The sequence below is a fragment of the Streptomyces sp. NPDC058469 genome, from assembly GCF_042721125.1.
In the GTDB taxonomy this organism is placed as follows: domain Bacteria; phylum Actinomycetota; class Actinomycetes; order Streptomycetales; family Streptomycetaceae; genus Streptomyces.
Map to the genome: position 1 here is coordinate 43,135 of NZ_JBHXME010000055.1, position 16,363 is coordinate 59,497.

The window sequence follows — 16,363 nt, forward strand, 5'->3', positions numbered from 1 at the left end:
GACAGTCACGGATCGGGAGCCATGCCAGCGCAAGCCAAGCCCGAAGCCACTGCGCGGACCTCGCCGCCCCTCACCGAGCGGCAGGAGGCCCGTCGGCGCCGCATCCTGCACGCGAGCGCGCAGCTGGCGAGCCGGGGCGGTTTCGACGCGGTGCAGATGCGGGAGGTCGCGGAGTCCTCGCAGGTCGCGCTCGGCACGCTGTACCGGTACTTCCCGTCCAAGGTGCATCTGCTGGTGGCCACGATGCAGGACCAGTTGGAGCACATGCACGGCACGCTGCGGAAGAAGCCACCGGGCGGTGACACGGCGGCCGAGCGGGTCGCCGAGACCCTGATGCGGGCCTTCCGCGCGCTCCAGCGCGAGCCGCATCTCGCCGACGCGATGGTCCGCGCGCTGACCTTCGCGGACCGCAGCGTCTCCCCCGAGGTCGACCAGGTCTCCCGGCAGACCACGGTGATCATCCTGGACGCGATGGGCCTCGAACACCCCACGCCCGAACAGCTCTCGGCGGTCCGGGTCATCGAGCACACCTGGCACTCGGCGCTGATCACCTGGCTCTCGGGCCGCGCGTCCATCGCCCAGGTGAAGATCGACATCGAGACGGTGTGCCGGTTGATCGATCTCACTGAGCCGGGCGGGGCCGGGGGCCGATAATTCCCCCATGGCTGTCATTCACCAGACCCACGTCAAGCCCACCAAGCTCGAACTCCTCACCACCTGGCTGCCCACCCGCCCCTGGTATCGCGGCCCCGCCGAACCGGAGTTGGCGAGGGCCGGCGGGTTCCGGCTCGACGACCCCGAGGGCGAGGTCGGCATCGAGTTCATGGTCGTCACCGACGGCTCGGGGGCCTACCTCGTGCCGCTCACCTACCGGGGCGCCCCGCTCCCCGGTGCCGAACACGCCCTCGTCGGCACCATGGAGCACGGCGTGCTCGGTCCGCGCTGGATCTACGACGGCTGTCACGACCCGGTGCTGACCGCCGGGTTGGCGGCGCTCATCGAGGGACGCACCGAGGCGCAGGCGCAGCGCGTCTCCCACACCCCGGACCGGGAAGTCGCCCGCTCCTGCACCGATGCGGCACGCGTCCCCGCCCTCGGCGCCCCGACGGACACCGACGAGACCACCGAGTTCGCCGTACCGGACGGCCCCACCCTGCGGCTGCACCGGGTGCTGACTCCCGGCTCCACGGCCCCCGAGGGCGCGATCGGCCAGGTCACCGGCGCCTGGGCACAGGCCGACGGCTCACGTGCCCGAGCGCTGTTCGCCGTGCTCCAGGCCCGCTAGTCCGCCACACCCGGCGGGCCCTGTCGTTCATGCGGTGGCGGAGGCCAGTGCCCTGTGCCGGTCCGCCACGTAACTCGCCACCGTCTTTCTGTCGGCCGCCGTCAACAGGCGCTTCTCGACCGCCCGTTGGACGTCCTGTACGGCTTCCGGCAGTCCCGTCCGCGTCTGGCATTCCGCGTCGGCGCGTGCGGTGCGGATCTCGTCGTTGCCGAGCGCGCGCAGGGCCGTATCGTCCGACGCGGCCTTCCGCAGGCGGGAGTTCACCGCCTGCCGGGGGGCCTGGAGGTTCGTCGCCGGGCGCCCCGCCTTCGTCATGCATGAAGACCAACGGCGTACGGCGGCAAGGTAGTTGGAGTTCTTCTCCACGGCGTCGAGGACACGGTTCGCCAGTCCTACGGTGAGGGGCTCCACCGTGTTCCAGTCCGCCCCGTACAGCTCGGCGCGGACCCGGGCGACGCAGCCGTCGGTGGAGTACGCGAGGCCGACACCGTCGGGCAGGCGCAGGCTCACCCGGTGCGCCGGGGTACCGGTCAACGCCCGTTGCCAGGCCGCCTGGTGGGGTTCGTTCGGCGGGACGGGTGTGGACCGCTGGTAGAGGTACTCGCCGACGATGCCGTAGCCGTCCTGGGTCGCCTTCCTGACGGTGAGCAGGCCGTAGGGGTTGGTCTCCTCGCCGCGCGCGGACGCGGTGCGGGGCTGTGCCGTGTAGGTCTGGCCGCGGGCGCTCATGCAGGCGGCGACGGCTCGTTCCTCGCGGTCGTGCAGGCGTACGGCGTCGGCGTGGGTGGACGCGGTGGCGCCCGACAGGGGACGTACGTCGAGCGCCTCGGGCCCGCGGGCCGGCTGCTCACCCCCGTGGGAGCAGCCGGCCGCGGTCAGCACAAGGAGCACCGTGAGCAGTGTCCGCCGCGCCGTGGTTGTGCTCACACGCACCAGTCGTTGGAGGCGACGTTGTGCCAGTACACGGTGTTCGCCAGGGAGCCGTTGTAGTAGCCCTTGGCGAGGACGTAGCTGGAACCCGTGTAGCCCGTGCCCGAGTAGATCCGGACGTTGCAGCTGTTGCCGTTGTTGTACAGCGACTCGGCGTTGTCGAACTTGGTGTACTGCAGCAGGTTGGTGTTGTCGCCGTAGACCACGCCGGGGGTGCCCGAGCCGTTGACGCCGAGGTAGGCGCACAGCCCTCCGGAGGGGCAGTCCGACAGTGCCGCGTTCGCGGGGGCGGCGGTGATGAACGCGCCGGTGGTGGCCAGCGCCACGCCTCCCAGGGCGATGCCGGCCTTGGCCAGGATCCGCTTCATTCTCTTTGTTCCTCCATCAGTCGGGGTGCCGCCCACGGGAGTCAAGTCGTCCGTGGTGCGGGCGAGTTGCCGTGCCCAAGGTGGCGGGGGGAGGTGGCCGGGGACCTTGCGCAAACCTTGTCCCGCAGGTGGGCAGGTGGTTGGGTGCGCGGTGGAGAACCTGTGAAGCACGTGGGGTGGGACGGTGGAGACGGGCGTGAGGGGATTTCGGCTGCTGGGGCCCGTGGAGTTATGGGTGGCGGGCCGTCCGGTGGATCTGGGCCCCGCCAAGCGGCGTACGGTCCTGGCGGCGCTGCTGGTGGACGCGGGCCGCTGGGTGCCGGCCGAGACGCTGATCGACCGGGTCTGGGGCGAGGACCCGCCCGCGCAGGTGCGCGGCACGCTCTACGCCCACATCGCCCGCATCCGCCGGGTCCTCGCGGAGACGGGGCCGCGGCTCTCCGGGGACGCGGACATCCCGTCCACGGCATGGGAGGGCGCCGCCGAAGTCCCTCCCACCGCCCCGGAGTTGGTGCGCGGCCCGGCGGGCTACCGGATCGACGTCGCGCCGGACCTGGTCGACATACACCGCTTCCGGAGCCTGGTCGCGCGGGCCCGTCGGGCCGAAGGCTCCGACGCGGCACGGGTGTCGACGCTGCGGGAGGCGATGGGTCTGTGGCAGGGCACGCCGTTGGCCGGGCTGCCCGGTGAGTGGGCGGCACGGACCCGGGAGAGCTGGCTGCACCAGTACGTCGACGCCGTGCTCGTCTGGGCGGACGCCGAACTCCGGGTCGGCGGGCACCTGGTGGTGGTCGACGCGCTGTCCGTCCTCGTCGCCGAGCACCCGCTGGTCGAGCCGCTCGCCGTGGCGTTGATCCGCGCGCTGGACGCCGCCGGGCGCGCCCCGGAGGCACTCGCCTGCTACGCCGCCCTGCGCAAGCGGTTGGCCGACGAACTCGGCACCGAACCGGGGGCGGAGGCGCGGCGGGCGCACCAGGCCGTCCTGGGCGGGAAGGCCGCCCCGCGCCCGCCGTCCGGGGCCGGCACCGGGCGCGTCAAGGTCGTACCCGCTCAACTCCCCCTGGACGCGGCGGGGTTCACCGGTCGCGAGGAGGAACTGGCCCGGCTGGAGAAGGCCTTGGGCGCGAGTGCGACGCGGCCGACCGCGCTGGTGGTGTCGGCGGTGTCCGGGACGGCGGGCGTGGGCAAGACGGCCCTGGCGGTGCACTGGGCGCACCGGGCCCGGGACCGCTTCCCGGACGGCCAGTTGTACGTGAACCTGCGCGGCTACGACCCCGAGCGGCCGATGACCGCCCCCGACGTGCTGGTCCGGTTCCTGACCGCGCTCGGAGTGTCCGAACCGGACATCCCGCCGGAGCCGGACGACCGGGCGGCGCGCTACCGCACCGAGGTCGCGGACCGGCGCCTGCTGATCGTGCTCGACAACGCCGCCACCGTGGAGCAGGTCCGTCCGCTGCTGCCCGGCACCGGCTCCTGCGCGGTGCTGGTGACCAGCCGCGACAGCCTGGCCGGGCTGGTCGCGCGGGAGGGCGCCCAGCGTCTCGACCTCGATCTGCTGCCCGCCGACGCGGCCCGCACCCTGCTGCGCCGGCTGATCGGCCCGCGCGCCGAGGCCGAGCCCGGCGCCGTGGACGCCCTCGCCGCGCAGTGCGCGCGGCTGCCGCTGGCGCTGCGGGTCGCAGCGGAGCTCGCCGCCGCCCGCCCCGGCACACCGCTGACCGACTTCGTCGCCGAACTCGCCGACCAGCAGCGGCGGTTGTACCTGCTCGACGCGGAGGGCGACCCCCGGGCCGCCGTAGTCACGGTGTTCTCCTGGTCGCTGCGGCAGCTGCCCGCGGAAGCGGCGCGTATGTTCCGGCTGCTCGGCCTGCATCCCGGCCCCGACCTCGACGCGCCCGCCGCCGCAGCGCTGACCGGCAGCACTACGGCGGACGCCCACCGTGCCCTCGGCATCCTCGCCCGCGCCCATCTGGTCCAGCGCGTGGACACCGCCCGGTACGGCATGCACGACCTGCTGCGCGCCTACGCCGCCGGCCTCGCCTCGGCCCAGGACGCGCCGGAGGCCCGCGAGGCGGCGCTCGACCGGCTCTTCGACCACTATCTCGCCACCGCGGCCGCCGCCATGAACCGCCTCCACCCGGCCGAGGCCCACTTGCGCCCCGCCGCTCCCGAAACCTCGACTCCCGTGCCCGACCTGTCGGATGCGGACGCCGCACGCGCCTGGCTGAACACCGAGCGCACCTGCCTGACGGCGATGTCCGCGCACACCGCCGCCCACGGCCGGCCCACCCACGCCATCCGGCTCTCCCTCACCCTGTACCGCCACCTCATCAGCGGCCACCACACCGACGGCCTCACGATCCACGGCCACGCCCGCGACGCCGCCCGGCTGCTCGCCGACCCTGCGAGCGAGGCCCGCGCCCTGCTCGGCATCGGCACCGCCCACTACCAACTGGCCCGGCACGAACCGGCCCGCCGGCACCTCCAGGAGGCCCTGACCCTGTTCCGCCAGGCCGCCGACCCCACCGGCCAGGCCCGCGCCCTGACCAACCTCGGCCTCGTCGACGAACGCCTGGGCCGCTTCCTGCCGGCCGTCGAATACCTCGACCAGGCACTGCTGCTGTACCGAAGCATCGGTGACACATCAGGTGAGTCGATCGCGCTGAAGAACCTCGCCCACATCGAGGGCCAGTTGGGCCGCTACGACCAGGCAGCCGACCACCTCCAGCAGTCCCTGACCCTGCTGCGCCGCACCGGCAACCGCTATCTGGAGGCCCACGCGCTCATGGACCTCGGCACGGTCGAGACACGCCTCGACCGCCTCGACGAGGCCGCCCGCCACCAGGAACAGGCCCTGACCCTGCTCCGGGAGGTGGGCGACGGCTACGGCGAGGCCGGGGCCCTGCACGGCCTGGGCATCGTCCACTCAAGGCGCAGCCGGCACACAGAGGCCGCCGAGTGCCACCGCCAAGCACTCGCCCTCTACTCCCGAAACGGCGACCGCGACGGCGAGGCCAGAGCCCTCAACGGCCTCGGCGAAGCCGCCCGAGCCGCCGGCCACCCCACCGACGCCCTCACCCACCACACCGACGCCCTCACGATCGCGGAGGACATAGGCAACCCGGGCCAACAGGCCCGCGCCCACGCGGGATTGGCCGAGACCCACCTCGCACGCGCCGACACCACGTCCGCCGCCATCCACCACTACGAGCGCGCACTGACCCTGTACACGGAACACGGCATGCCGGAGGCGGACGCCATCAGGACCCGACTGGACGCGGCGACCGGTCCCGCCGGTGGCCCCGACTCCCGGGGCCACGAGCGGCTGGACTAGGACGACTTACTCCTCCGGCGGAAACACCGGCTCCCCGCTCCCCAACAACGTGATCATGATGGCCTCCACCGGGCACCCCTCCGCCGCCGCGAGGATCTTCTCGTTGGCGTCGGTCTCCGGGTCGGCCGGGTGGGACTGCATGGCCGAGTCGAGGTGGAAGCGGTCGGGGGCCTGGTGGGTGCACTGGGCCGAGCCGATGCAGATGGAGCGGTCGACCTCTACCTGCCAGCGGTCGCCCATCGCCGGCTCACCCCTCCCAGCCGGCCGGGAGGTGGATCATCTTGTGTTCGAGGAACTCGGAGTAGCCCTCGGGCCCGAACTCCCGTCCCACACCGCTGTTCTTGTAGCCGCCGAAGGGGCCGAGCATGTCGAGGCTGAAGGTGTTGACGGAGTAGGTGCCGGTGCGGACCTGGCGGGCGATGTCGATGCCGTGGGCGACGTCGCCGGTCCAGACGCTGCCGCTGAGGCCGTAGTCGGAGTCGTTCGCGATCTTCACGGCCTCGGTCTCGTCGCCGTACGGGAGGAGGCAGATGACCGGGCCGAAGATCTCCTCGCGGGCTATGCGCATGGAGTTGTCGACGTCGCCGAAGAGGGTCGGTTCGACGTACCAGCCGTGGTCGAGGCCGGGTGGACGGCCGCCGCCCGTAAGGATTTTGGCGCCTTCCTCCTGGCCGATGCGGATGTAGTCGAGGTTGCGCTGTTGTTGGCGTTTGGCGACCAACGGGCCTACCTGGGTGGCCGGGTCGAGCGGGTCGCCGACCACGAGAGCGCTCGCCGCCGCCGCGAACGCGTCCGCGAACTCGTCGTAGCGCGAGCGCGGTACGAGGATGCGGGTCTGGGCGACGCACGCCTGGCCGTTGTTCATCCAGGCGGCCGAGACGATGCCGGGGACGGCGGTCGTGATGTCCGCGTCGGGCAGGACGATCGCCGCCGACTTGCCGCCCAACTCCAGTGTCACGCGCGTGAGATGGCGGGCCGCGACCTCCATCACGCGCTTGCCGGCCGGGACCGAGCCGGTGAAGGAGACCTTGTCGACGCCGGGGTGTCCGACGAGGTACTCGCTGACCTCGCGGTCGGCCGGGAGGATCGACAGGACGCCGTCCGGCAGCCCTGCCTCCTTCGTGATCTCGCCCAGCAGATAGGCGTCCAGGGGTGTTTCGGGCGACGGTTTCAGGATCACCGTGCAGCCGGTGAGCAGCGCCGGCGCGAGCTTGGCGGCGGCCACGAACTGCGGGACGTTCCACGGGACTACGGCCGCGACCACCCCGACCGGCTCCCGGCGGACGATGATCTTCCCGAGGACTCCGTCGCGCCGCTCCTCATAGGTGAAGCCCTTCGCGACGGTGATCGCCGCGTCCCACACCATCATCGCGCCGAGCGCCTGCCCGAGGATGCTCCAGGAGTACGGCGACCCGTTCTCGGAGGAGATGACACGGCCTATCTCCTCGTACCGTGCGGCAATCGCGTCCTTGACGCGGGTGACGACCGCGATCCGTTCGTCGAGGGTCATACGCGGCCAGGGCCCCTCGTCGAAGGCCCGGCGGGCCACCGCGACCGCGCGGTCCACGTCCTGCGTCGACGCGTGCGGGACGCGTCCGATGACCTCCTCGGTGTGCGGGGAGATCACCTCGATGACGTCCTTGCCCAGGGGATCGGTCAACTCCCCGCCGATGAACAGCTGTCGGTGTTCCACGAGCTCTGTCATGGCCGAACGCCTCCCCGGTACCGCTGTCTGACGAACCATCAGATACGAAGACTGAATACCAGTTCCGGTCGATGGAGTCCACGTATAGTGGCCGGAAGGCGGCGATTGGGGAGTCCATGACGTCCATGAGTCAGGTCCACGACCACAGCGGCGGTGTCCGCTCCATCGAGGTCCCGATCCCGGACAATCCTCTCGGCAAGACACTCGTCTACGTCGTCGACACCGACCGCGGACCGGTCCTGGTCGACACGGGCTGGGACGACCCGGCCTCCTGGGACGCCCTGGTCCAGGGGCTGTTGGCCTGCGGGACGTCGGTCGACGAGATCCACGGCGTGGTCATCACCCACCACCACCCCGACCACCACGGCCTGTCCGGCCAGGTGCGCGAGGCGTCCGGGGCGTGGCTCGCGATGCACGCGGCGGACACCGCGATCGTACGGCGGGCCCGTTCGACCCAACCGGGCCGCTGGCTGGCGTACATGACCGCGAAGCTCGTGGCGGCCGGAGCCCCCGAGGAGCACCTCGCACCCCTGCGCGCCGCCCGCCCGCGCAGCGTGCCGGGCCTGGCCCCCGCCCTCCCCGACCGCGAGATCGTCCCCGGCGAACTCCTCGACCTGGCCGGCCGCCGACTGCGCGCGATCTGGACGCCGGGCCACACCCCCGGGCACGTCTGTCTGCACCTGGAGGAGAGCCACCCGGCCCAACTCCCGGGCCACGGACGCCTGTTCTCCGGCGACCACCTGCTCCCCGAGATCACCCCGCACATCGGCCTGTACGAGGACCCGGACGACACCACGATCGCCGACCCGCTCGGCGACTACCTCGACTCCCTGGAGCGGATCGGCCGCCTCGCCCCCGCCGAGGTCCTCCCGGCCCACCAGCACACCTTCACCGACGCGACCGGCCGCGTACGGGAGTTGCTCGCGCACCACGAGGACCGGCTGACCGGGCTCCTCACGCTGCTGTCCGAGCCGCTCACCGCCTGGCAGGTCGCGGAGCGGATGGAGTGGAACCGGCCCTGGTCCCAAATCCCGTACCAGTCACGGAACATCGCGGTGTCCGAGGCCGAGGCGCATCTGCGGCGACTCGTGAAGCTCGGCCAGGCGGAGGCGGTGACGGGGAGCGAGCCGGTGACGTACGTGGCGGTGTAGTTCGGTCGCGGATGTACTTCGGTCGCGGATGCACTCGGTCGTGGACGTAGTCAGTCGCGGGTGTAATTCGGTCGTGGTGCGAGGGGTGCGGCTGATACCAACGACCGCATGGACCTGGACCCTTTGCAACGACTCCTCGCCGAACGCGCCTGTGAGCGCGTGATCCTGGACTTCGTCCGCCGTCTCGATCTCGGTGAACCCTCCTCCGTCGCCGAGCTGTTCACCGAGGACGGCACCTGGGAGTGGCCGGACGGCGAGCGGCTCGTCGAGGGGCGGGAGGCGTTGCGGAAGTACTTCGGTTCCCGTCCCGCCGGCCGGCTCTCGCGGCGCCTGATGTCGAACGTCCTCGTCACCCTCACCTCCCCCGACACGGCGATCTCGACGGCGTACTTCACGACGTACCGCGTCGACGGCCACCACGGCGGCCAGGTCACCGCCGGTCCACCGGTCCAGGTCGGTCACTACGAGGACATCTTCCGTGCGGTGGACGGGAGTTGGCTGATCGCGAGCCGGACCCTGTTCCTGCCGTTCGGCGGCCCGACCCCGCGTCACTGACGGCTTGCTCGACCGGGTCGGCTGGTCGCGTACGCGATTCCCTCGTCGTACGACATCGCCAGGCCCGCCCGGTATCCCGACTCGTACGCGTCGTCGCCGAGGTGTTCGCGGACGCGGAGTTCGCAGGTGCGGCGGGTGGCGATGAGGTCCGGGGAGTCCATCTGGGCGCGGCCGGTGAGTTCCCAGAGACGGGTGCCGACGCCCAGGAGGCGGGCGGCGCGCTGGGCGTCGCCGGTGGTGACGACCGCGGCGGCCAGGAGGTCGAGGGACATGGCGACGCCGGCGGTGTTGTGCAGCAGGGCGTGGCCCGCGATGGAGGTGCGGGCGCCGCTCACCGCGGCCGGTATGTCGCCGTGCGCCAAGTCGGCCTGGGCGATGAGGTAGTCGGCGAAGGCCCCGCACCAGTACTCGCCCTGTTTCCGGCTCGCCGTACGCACCTCGTCGGCGACCTCACGCCCCCGCTCGAACTCGCCGCGCAGTACGTGCGCGAGGGACAGCGCGAGCCGGACCTGGAGTTGGGCGGCGCCGAACGCGTCGTCCTGGACGGGGAGTTGGGGTGCGGCGGCGAGGACGGCGATCGCCTCCGCCTGGCGGCCGGTGAGGGCGAGTTGGCCGCCCCTGAGGTAGACGGCGCCGACCGTGGCGACCGGGGAGCCCTGTTCACGGGCCGCGTCGGCGCAGCGCACGGCCCAGTTGGCCGCCGCCTCCTGGTCGCCCTGGAGGATGGCGACCGCGCCGCGCGACCACAGGGCGAGGGTGCGGCCGTGGCCGGGCGGCGGATCGGCGGCGAGGGCCTGGTCGAGGCAGGCCTGGGCCTCACGGAGGTAACCGCAGTGCCGCCACAGGAACCCGACATGGCCCGCCATCTCCACGGCCGCCGTACGGTCCGGTTCGGCGAGCGCGCTGTCAACCGCCACCCGGAAGTTGGCGTGTTCGCTCAGCACCCGCTCGCACCACGCGACCTGCCGCCCGGTGTTCCACTCGGCGCAGCCCCGGTGGGCGAGGCGCGCGTAGTGCTCGCGATGGCGTCGCCGCACGGCGCGTTCCTCACCGAGGGCGTACAGCCAGTCGGTGCCGTACTCGCGGACGGTGTCGAGCATCCGGTAGCGGGCCGAGATGACGGGGTCGGGCAGCACGATGGACTGCGCGACGAGCCGGGCGAGGAGCCCGGCGATCCGCTCCGGGGCCAACGGACCGCCCGCGCACACCTGTTGGGCGGTCTCCGCGCAGAAACCGCCGGTGAAGACGGACAGCCGCGCCCACAGCAGGCGTTCGAGAGGCGCGCAGAGTTCGTGGCTCCAGCCGATGGCGGTGCGCAACGTCTGGTGGCGGGGCGGGCGTTCACCGGGTGCGGAGCTCAACAGGTCCAGAGGTGAAGGCACATCGGAGGGTGAGGGCAGGCGTTCGCCGAGCCGGGCGTGGAGCTGGTCGAGGGTGAGGTCGGCGAGGCGGGCGGCGGCGAGTTCGAGGGCGAGGGGGATGCCGTCGAGGCGACGGCAGACGGCGGCGGCGGTCGCGCGCCCGGCCACGTCGTCGTCGCTCAACGGGCGCCCGGCGCCAGCGGCGCGCTCGGCGAACAGGGCTACGGCGTCACCCGCAGCCGCGATGTCACCAGGATCGGAGCTGTCGCCGGTGCGGTCGTCCACAGGTAGCGGTTCGAGGTGGAGGACCGCCTCGCCGGGCAGTGCGAGGCGCTCCCGGCTGGTGACGAGGATGCGCAGCCCGGGCACGCGGGACAGCAGCGCGGCGGCGACCTTGGCGCAGTCGGCGAGGAGGTGCTCGCAGGAGTCGAGGACGATCAACAGCCGCTTGCCATGGGCCCATTCGGCGATGACGTCGATGACCGGGCGGGTCGAGTGGTCGGCGAGCCGGAGGGTCTCCATGACCGCGAGGTCCACGAGCCCGGGGGTGTGCAAGGGGGAGAGTTCGGTCAGCCAGACGCCGTCGGGACAGGCGTCCCGGACCTCCGCCGCCGCGCGCAGGGCGAGCCGGGTCTTGCCCACCCCGCCGACCCCGACCACGCTCACCAGCCGGGCCGACGGGTCGACGCCCGGGTCCAACGCCCCCTGGAGCCAGGCGAGTTCAGCGCGCCGCCCGACGAAACTGTAGGTCTCGGGCGGCAGATTCCCGAGGTTCCCGGGGTTCGGGTGAGTCGTGTCCGGCACGAGGCCAGTGTGTCCGTACGTCACCGGCTCCACGCGCGTGTCCCGGAACGCGGTCCACGGCTGCCCGGAATAGTCGCGATGCCCACGAAATGGCCGTACTTCATGACCACTTGCGGGCCTGTTTCGACGCATCGTGATCGAGAGCTGATCAACTCCCGGTTGGTGCAGGTGAGGAGACGGAAATTCGGCGATCGTCGTGGCGTGAACGCGATGGATGGGAGACGCCGAATCCGTAGGACGCGGTCGGGAGTGCGTAGGGCGCCGACGGGTCTCTGCAGGGCTTGGGCGGGGCTCCGCTCGGGATGGGCGGGTCTGCGCTCGGCACCGGCAGATCTCCGCTCGACATCGACGGGTTCTCCCTCGACACCGGCGGGTCTCTGGACAACACAGGCGGATCTCCGCAAGGCACCGGCTTGTCTCCGCAAGACACCGACAGGTTTCCGCACGGTACGGGCAGGATTCCGCACGGCGCCGACCGGATTCCTCGCGGGGCCGATGGGTATTCTCGTCGGCCCCGTCGGTTGTCTGCTCGCGGCCACTCCGGGGCTGCTGATCGGCCGCGTGCAGCCGATCCTGCCGCTGCTGGCGATCGGGCCGCTGATGGCCTCGGCGTTCCTGGGCGCCCGCCGTACGTTCCTGGTCTGCTGCTGGACGGTCCTGCTCGCGCTCGCGGCGGGCCTCGGCGCGGGGACCCAGCTGAGCGCCGGGTTCGCCGTCCGCTGGGGCGGCCTGCTGCTGGGCTGCGCGTGCAGCGTGTACGCGGCGTGGCAGCGCGGCCGGCTGCGCGAACGGCTCGCGGAGGCACGGGAGGTGGCCCGGATCACCCAGGAGGCGATCCTGCGGCCGGTGTTCCGCACCCTCTCCGGCACGCATGTCAGCACCCGCTACCACTGCGCGAGCCGTGAGTCGTCGGTCGGCGGCGACCTGTACGACCTCGCGGTGACGCCGTACGGCCTGCGCGTGCTGGTCGGCGACGCACGCGGGCACGGCCTGGACGCGCTGCGTACGGCATCCGACACGATCACCGCGTTCCGCGAACTCGCGTACACCGCCCCGGACTTGATGAGTCTCGCGAGGGCGCTGGACGCCCGCCTCTCCCCTCACCTCGCCCCCGAGGACTTCGTCACGGCGGTGCTGGTGGAGTTCGGCCCGGGTGAGGTGCGGCTGGTCAACTGCGGTCACCCGGCGCCCCTGCGCTCCGGCCAGCGCCTGGAACTCCTCGAACCCCGGGTCCCCGCCCTGCCGTTGGGCCTGCACCCGGACCCGCACCAGTACCGGGTCCGGCTCCAGCCCGGCGACCGCCTCCTCCTCTACACGGACGGCCTCACCGAGTCCCGCGCGCCCGACGGCACCCCGTTCGCCCTCCTCGCCGAGTCCGCGACGGCGCTGAGCGAACCGACGCCGGACGGGGCGCTGCACGCCCTCTACGACCGATTGCTCGCCCACACCGGCGGGCCGCCCACCGACGACCTGGCACTCGTCCTGTGCCAGCCGACGGGAGTGACCGCGCCGGTGCGGGTCTGAGGCCGGACGGGTTCAGCCCAACTTGACGAGCAGCTCGGCGAGTTCGGCCGGCTTGGTGATCATGCAGTCGTGGCCGGTCTCCAGTTCCCACACCTGTGCCGGGGTGCCGTTGGGCTGGATCGCGGGGACGGGGCGCCGCTCGAAGCCTTCCGGTTCGCTGCCGACGCAGTGGATGTGGGTGCGGGGGATCGCGTTCGCGGCGGGGTTGTCCAGCCGGACGGGCTGCTGGAGGCAGAGCACCGGCTGGTCCGAGACCATCGTGCGCAGCCAGGCCACGTCCGCCGGGTCGGTGACCCCGAACAGGCCGCCGGGCGGCGGGAGTTCGGGCAGCGGTGGAATCCGCCAGGGGGTGTCGGACCGCGCCGCCAGGTCGATCAGGACCTGGGTCACGGGCAGGACGTCGGTCGCACGCTCGCCGTCCACCGGGACCATCGCGTCCAGGTAGACGAGTTGGGCGATCCGGTCCGGGAGCCTGTTGGCCGCGCCCGAGACGACCAGGCCGGCGTAGCTGTGCCCGACGAGGATCACGTCGGTGAGGTCCTCCTCGGTGATCAGAGCGACGACGTCGTCGACGTGGGTGTCGAGGCCCACCTCGGGGCCGAGCAGACGCGCCTTGTCGCCGTACCCGGTGAGGGACGGCGCGAACACCCGGTGCCCGGCCGCCGTCAGCAACGGGACCACCCGGTCCCAGGCCCGCCCGCTGTGCCAGGCGCCGTGTACCAGCAGATATGTGGACATGATGTCGCTCCTCGTCGTGGTGGCCCGGGTTGCCGAGCAGTGGTGACCGGCGTCGCCGATCAGCACCCGGCCGACCGGCCGTCGACCGGCCCCCGGTGACGCTGCCGCCCCGCCGACGCCCCAGCCAGGGCCCCGCCGACCCTGGGGGTGACAGGGCCAGGCACGCGCCCGGCCTGCCGCTTTACAGTGAGGAGATGGCCGACGAACCGAACCCGCTGGGCGAGTACGTCCGCGCCCGCCGCGAACTCGTCACCCCCGAACAGGCGGGCATCCCCGCCTTCGGGGTGCGGCGCGTGCCGGGCCTGCGCCGCGAGGAGGTCGCGATGCTCGCCGGCATCAGCGCCGACTACTACCTGCGCCTGGAACAGGGCCGCGACCGCAACCCCTCCGTACAGGTCCTGGAGTCCATCGCCCGCGTGCTGCGGCTGGACGACGACGCGACGGCCCACCTCCTGCGCCTCGGCGCCGACAGACCCCGCCGGCACCGCGCCGGGCCCCGCCCCCGCAAGGAGACCGTCCCCCCAAGCATCACCACGCTGGTCGCGACGCTCCCCCTCCCCGCACTGGTGGAGGGCCGCTACTTCGACGTCCTGGCCGCCAACGCCCTGGCGACCGCGCTCTCCCCCCGCTTCGCGCCAGGAGCCAATCGCCTGCGGTCCCTGTTCCTCGACCCCGCCGAGCAGGCGCTGTACCCGTACTGGGAGAGCGCGGCCGGAGGCATGGTCGCCGGCTTCCGCGAGTCCGTCGGCACCGACACCGACGACCCCCGGTTCATCGAGCTGGTCGGCGAACTCTCCCTGGCCAGCCCCCTGTTCAGCCGCCTCTGGGCCCGCCACGACGTCCAGGCCTGCGAAGCCGCCCCCAAGCACATCGCCCACCCCCAGGTCGGCGGCCTGCAGCTGAACCGAGAACGCCTGAGCATCGACGGCGCCCCGGGCCAGACCCTGGTCATCTACCACCCGGACCCGGGCACCGACACCGCCGACAAACTCGCCCTCCTGGCCTCCGCCATCCAGACACCGGCGGATGTCAAGAGCGGTCAGCTACGGCAGAAGCGCAACTGACCGGACCAACTCCTCCGCGACACCGAGGAGTTCGACCTCCCGTGCGGTCATCGTCGGATTCGCGGCCCGCCTCCGTCGCGCTTCCGCCAGCCCCTCCCCCGTCAGTCCGGAAGGATCGGCGAGCAGCGAGACGAGCATCGCGCGGGCCGGATCGGCGACCGGCTGAGCGTCGTCCACGGCGACCTGGGCGAGGATGACCGCGGAGAGCCCCCAGTCCAGCCCGGGGTCACCGTCCTCCGCCGTGCCCCAGTCGATGACGCGGGGCCCGTCCGGGGTGAGCAGCACGTTCTCCGGGTGGAGGTCGAGGTGCAGCACCCGGGTACCGGGATGCCGGCCGGGGACGGCGTGCAACTGCCGTAGCAGCGAGGCGAGTACGCCCCCTGCCTCCCGCGCGTCGATCGCGCCCGCGACGAACGCCTCCAGCATGGTGGGCCCGGTCAGCCGCTCCATCACGAGATCGGTGCGCGAGGTGCGCGAGGTGTGTGGAGTGGGCGCGCCGCCTGGTCGCACCCGGGGCACGGGGTAGCCGTACGCCCGCACATGTTCCATCACCGCGCCCTCGGCCGCCGCGTCGCCCCAGTCCTCCCGGTTGCGGCGCAGCACCCACGCCTCGTCGATCTCGTACACGTCCGCGGTACGGCCGGAGCCGATCAGCTTCCCCGTGTCTGGCATGGCCAGAATCCAACCCCTGCGTGAGGCACCGCGCACCGGCCGTCACGCGGACGGTGAAGCACCCCACATGACCCACATCACCAACTACTTGGACTAGTAGTGTTTAGGCATGACATGTACGCATCCCAAACACCCTCCGACCTGGGGTTTGAGAGCCACGTCACACAGTTCATCTTTCACCCACATGCGACCACAACTAGTAAAAGGGGTCTTTGCGGACACGGATCGAGAGTGCTTCTCTGGAGCAGTCGCACGGCGCCGACGAGTCCTCACGGGCCTCGGCGCCGACGCATTGCCACCGCCGCGCACCGCGTGACACCGGCAGGCGTACGACACCTCTGTCCCCGAAGAAACAGGTTCTCCGTGTCCGTCTCCCGCATCGTCGCTCGCATCGCCTCCCCGAAGAAGGCCCTGACCGCCGCCGCTCTGGCCGCCGCCACCACCGGTCTCGTGCTGACCTCGGCTCCCGCCCAGGCCGCGACGACCTCCGCCTCCTCCGCTCAGTCGGTCGCGCACAAGATGATCCCGAGCGCCGCGCAGTACAACGCGTTCAGCAAGATCGTCGAGCACGAGAGCGGCTGGAACGTCACCGCCACGAACTCCTCCTCCGGCGCCTACGGCCTGGTCCAGGCCCTCCCGGGCTCGAAGATGGCCTCGGCCGGCTCCGACTGGAAGACCAACGCCGCCACGCAGATCAAGTGGGGCCTGGACTACATGAACTCCCGCTACGGCAGCCCCACCGCCGCCTGGAGCTTCTGGCAGTCCAACGGCTGGTACTGATCACCGGCTCCACACACGCACCACGCGGCGGCGGCCCGCACGAGCGGCCGTTCATCTCCTCCTCGCCGACCGTGGTCCTCAGCCACATCGCC

15 protein-coding genes are annotated in these 16,363 nt (G+C 72.1%); 8 read left to right on the plus strand and 7 right to left on the minus strand.

Going from position 1 to position 16,363, the window contains the following annotated elements; translation table 11 throughout:
- Positions 1-21: 21 nt before the first annotated feature.
- Both ACFWP5_RS23570 and ACFWP5_RS23575 read left to right on the plus strand, forming a co-directional pair.
- Complete coding sequence (locus ACFWP5_RS23570) at positions 22-654, plus strand: TetR family transcriptional regulator (RefSeq protein ID WP_384159811.1); 633 nt, start codon at positions 22-24, stop codon at positions 652-654.
- 7 nt (positions 655-661) lie between these two features.
- Entirely contained in the window at positions 662-1,285 is a 624-nt protein-coding gene (locus ACFWP5_RS23575; protein ID WP_384159814.1) for a 1,4-alpha-glucan branching protein, read from the plus strand.
- A 27-nt stretch (positions 1,286-1,312) separates the two neighbouring features.
- Here the strand turns inward: ACFWP5_RS23575 and ACFWP5_RS23580 are convergent, their stop codons facing one another.
- Complete coding sequence (locus ACFWP5_RS23580; RefSeq protein WP_384159816.1) at positions 1,313-2,212, minus strand: hypothetical protein; 900 nt, start codon at positions 2,210-2,212, stop codon at positions 1,313-1,315.
- Positions 2,209-2,583 carry a peptidase inhibitor family I36 protein gene (locus ACFWP5_RS23585; protein WP_384159818.1) on the minus strand — a complete coding sequence of 125 codons (375 nt, stop codon included), beginning with the start codon at positions 2,581-2,583 and terminating at the stop codon, positions 2,209-2,211. Before ACFWP5_RS23585 ends, ACFWP5_RS23580 begins: the two co-directional genes overlap by 4 nt.
- A 235-nt stretch (positions 2,584-2,818) precedes the next feature.
- On the opposite strand from ACFWP5_RS23585, the gene ACFWP5_RS23590 reads away from it, so the two are divergent.
- Positions 2,819-5,917, plus strand: a complete 3,099-nt coding sequence (locus tag ACFWP5_RS23590) for a tetratricopeptide repeat protein (RefSeq protein ID WP_384159821.1) — start codon at positions 2,819-2,821, stop codon at positions 5,915-5,917.
- Between the two features lie 6 nt (positions 5,918-5,923).
- Here the strand turns inward: ACFWP5_RS23590 and ACFWP5_RS23595 are convergent, their stop codons facing one another.
- Together ACFWP5_RS23595 and ACFWP5_RS23600 are read right to left on the minus strand one after the other, a co-directional pair.
- Entirely contained in the window at positions 5,924-6,157 is a 234-nt protein-coding gene (locus ACFWP5_RS23595) for a ferredoxin (protein WP_384159824.1), read from the minus strand.
- A gap of 7 nt (positions 6,158-6,164) precedes the next feature.
- Positions 6,165-7,622 carry an aldehyde dehydrogenase gene (locus ACFWP5_RS23600; protein WP_384159827.1) on the minus strand — a complete coding sequence of 486 codons (1,458 nt, stop codon included), beginning with the start codon at positions 7,620-7,622 and terminating at the stop codon, positions 6,165-6,167.
- A 125-nt stretch (positions 7,623-7,747) separates the two neighbouring features.
- On the opposite strand from ACFWP5_RS23600, the gene ACFWP5_RS23605 reads away from it, so the two are divergent.
- Both ACFWP5_RS23605 and ACFWP5_RS23610 read left to right on the plus strand, forming a co-directional pair.
- On the plus strand, positions 7,748-8,773 hold the full coding sequence (locus ACFWP5_RS23605) for an MBL fold metallo-hydrolase (protein WP_384159855.1): 1,026 nt from the start codon (positions 7,748-7,750) through the stop codon (positions 8,771-8,773).
- A gap of 108 nt (positions 8,774-8,881) precedes the next feature.
- Complete coding sequence (locus tag ACFWP5_RS23610) at positions 8,882-9,328, plus strand: nuclear transport factor 2 family protein (protein ID WP_384159830.1); 447 nt, start codon at positions 8,882-8,884, stop codon at positions 9,326-9,328.
- Here the strand turns inward: ACFWP5_RS23610 and ACFWP5_RS23615 are convergent.
- Complete coding sequence (locus ACFWP5_RS23615) at positions 9,322-11,493, minus strand: ATP-binding protein (protein ID WP_384159833.1); 2,172 nt, start codon at positions 11,491-11,493, stop codon at positions 9,322-9,324. The genes ACFWP5_RS23610 and ACFWP5_RS23615 overlap by 7 nt on opposite strands.
- A 495-nt stretch (positions 11,494-11,988) precedes the next feature.
- Here ACFWP5_RS23615 and ACFWP5_RS23620 point away from each other — a divergent pair, with 495 nt between their 5' ends.
- Entirely contained in the window at positions 11,989-13,017 is a 1,029-nt protein-coding gene (locus tag ACFWP5_RS23620) for a PP2C family protein-serine/threonine phosphatase (protein WP_384159836.1), read from the plus strand.
- 12 nt (positions 13,018-13,029) lie between these two features.
- Here ACFWP5_RS23620 and ACFWP5_RS23625 read toward each other — a convergent pair whose 3' ends face one another.
- A complete protein-coding gene (locus tag ACFWP5_RS23625; protein WP_384159839.1) occupies positions 13,030-13,755 on the minus strand; it encodes an alpha/beta hydrolase in 726 nt (241 codons plus the stop codon).
- A gap of 194 nt (positions 13,756-13,949) precedes the next feature.
- Here ACFWP5_RS23625 and ACFWP5_RS23630 point away from each other — a divergent pair, with 194 nt between their 5' ends.
- Complete coding sequence (locus ACFWP5_RS23630; protein ID WP_384159841.1) at positions 13,950-14,819, plus strand: helix-turn-helix domain-containing protein; 870 nt, start codon at positions 13,950-13,952, stop codon at positions 14,817-14,819.
- Here ACFWP5_RS23630 and ACFWP5_RS23635 read toward each other — a convergent pair.
- A complete protein-coding gene (locus tag ACFWP5_RS23635; protein WP_384159844.1) occupies positions 14,799-15,491 on the minus strand; it encodes a phosphotransferase in 693 nt (230 codons plus the stop codon). The genes ACFWP5_RS23630 and ACFWP5_RS23635 overlap by 21 nt on opposite strands.
- 363 nt (positions 15,492-15,854) lie before the next feature.
- Here ACFWP5_RS23635 and ACFWP5_RS23640 point away from each other — a divergent pair, with 363 nt between their 5' ends.
- Positions 15,855-16,271: a transglycosylase SLT domain-containing protein gene (locus ACFWP5_RS23640; RefSeq protein WP_327404425.1), complete on the plus strand. Its 417-nt coding sequence runs from the start codon at positions 15,855-15,857 to the stop codon at positions 16,269-16,271.
- Positions 16,272-16,363: the final 92 nt, after the last annotated feature.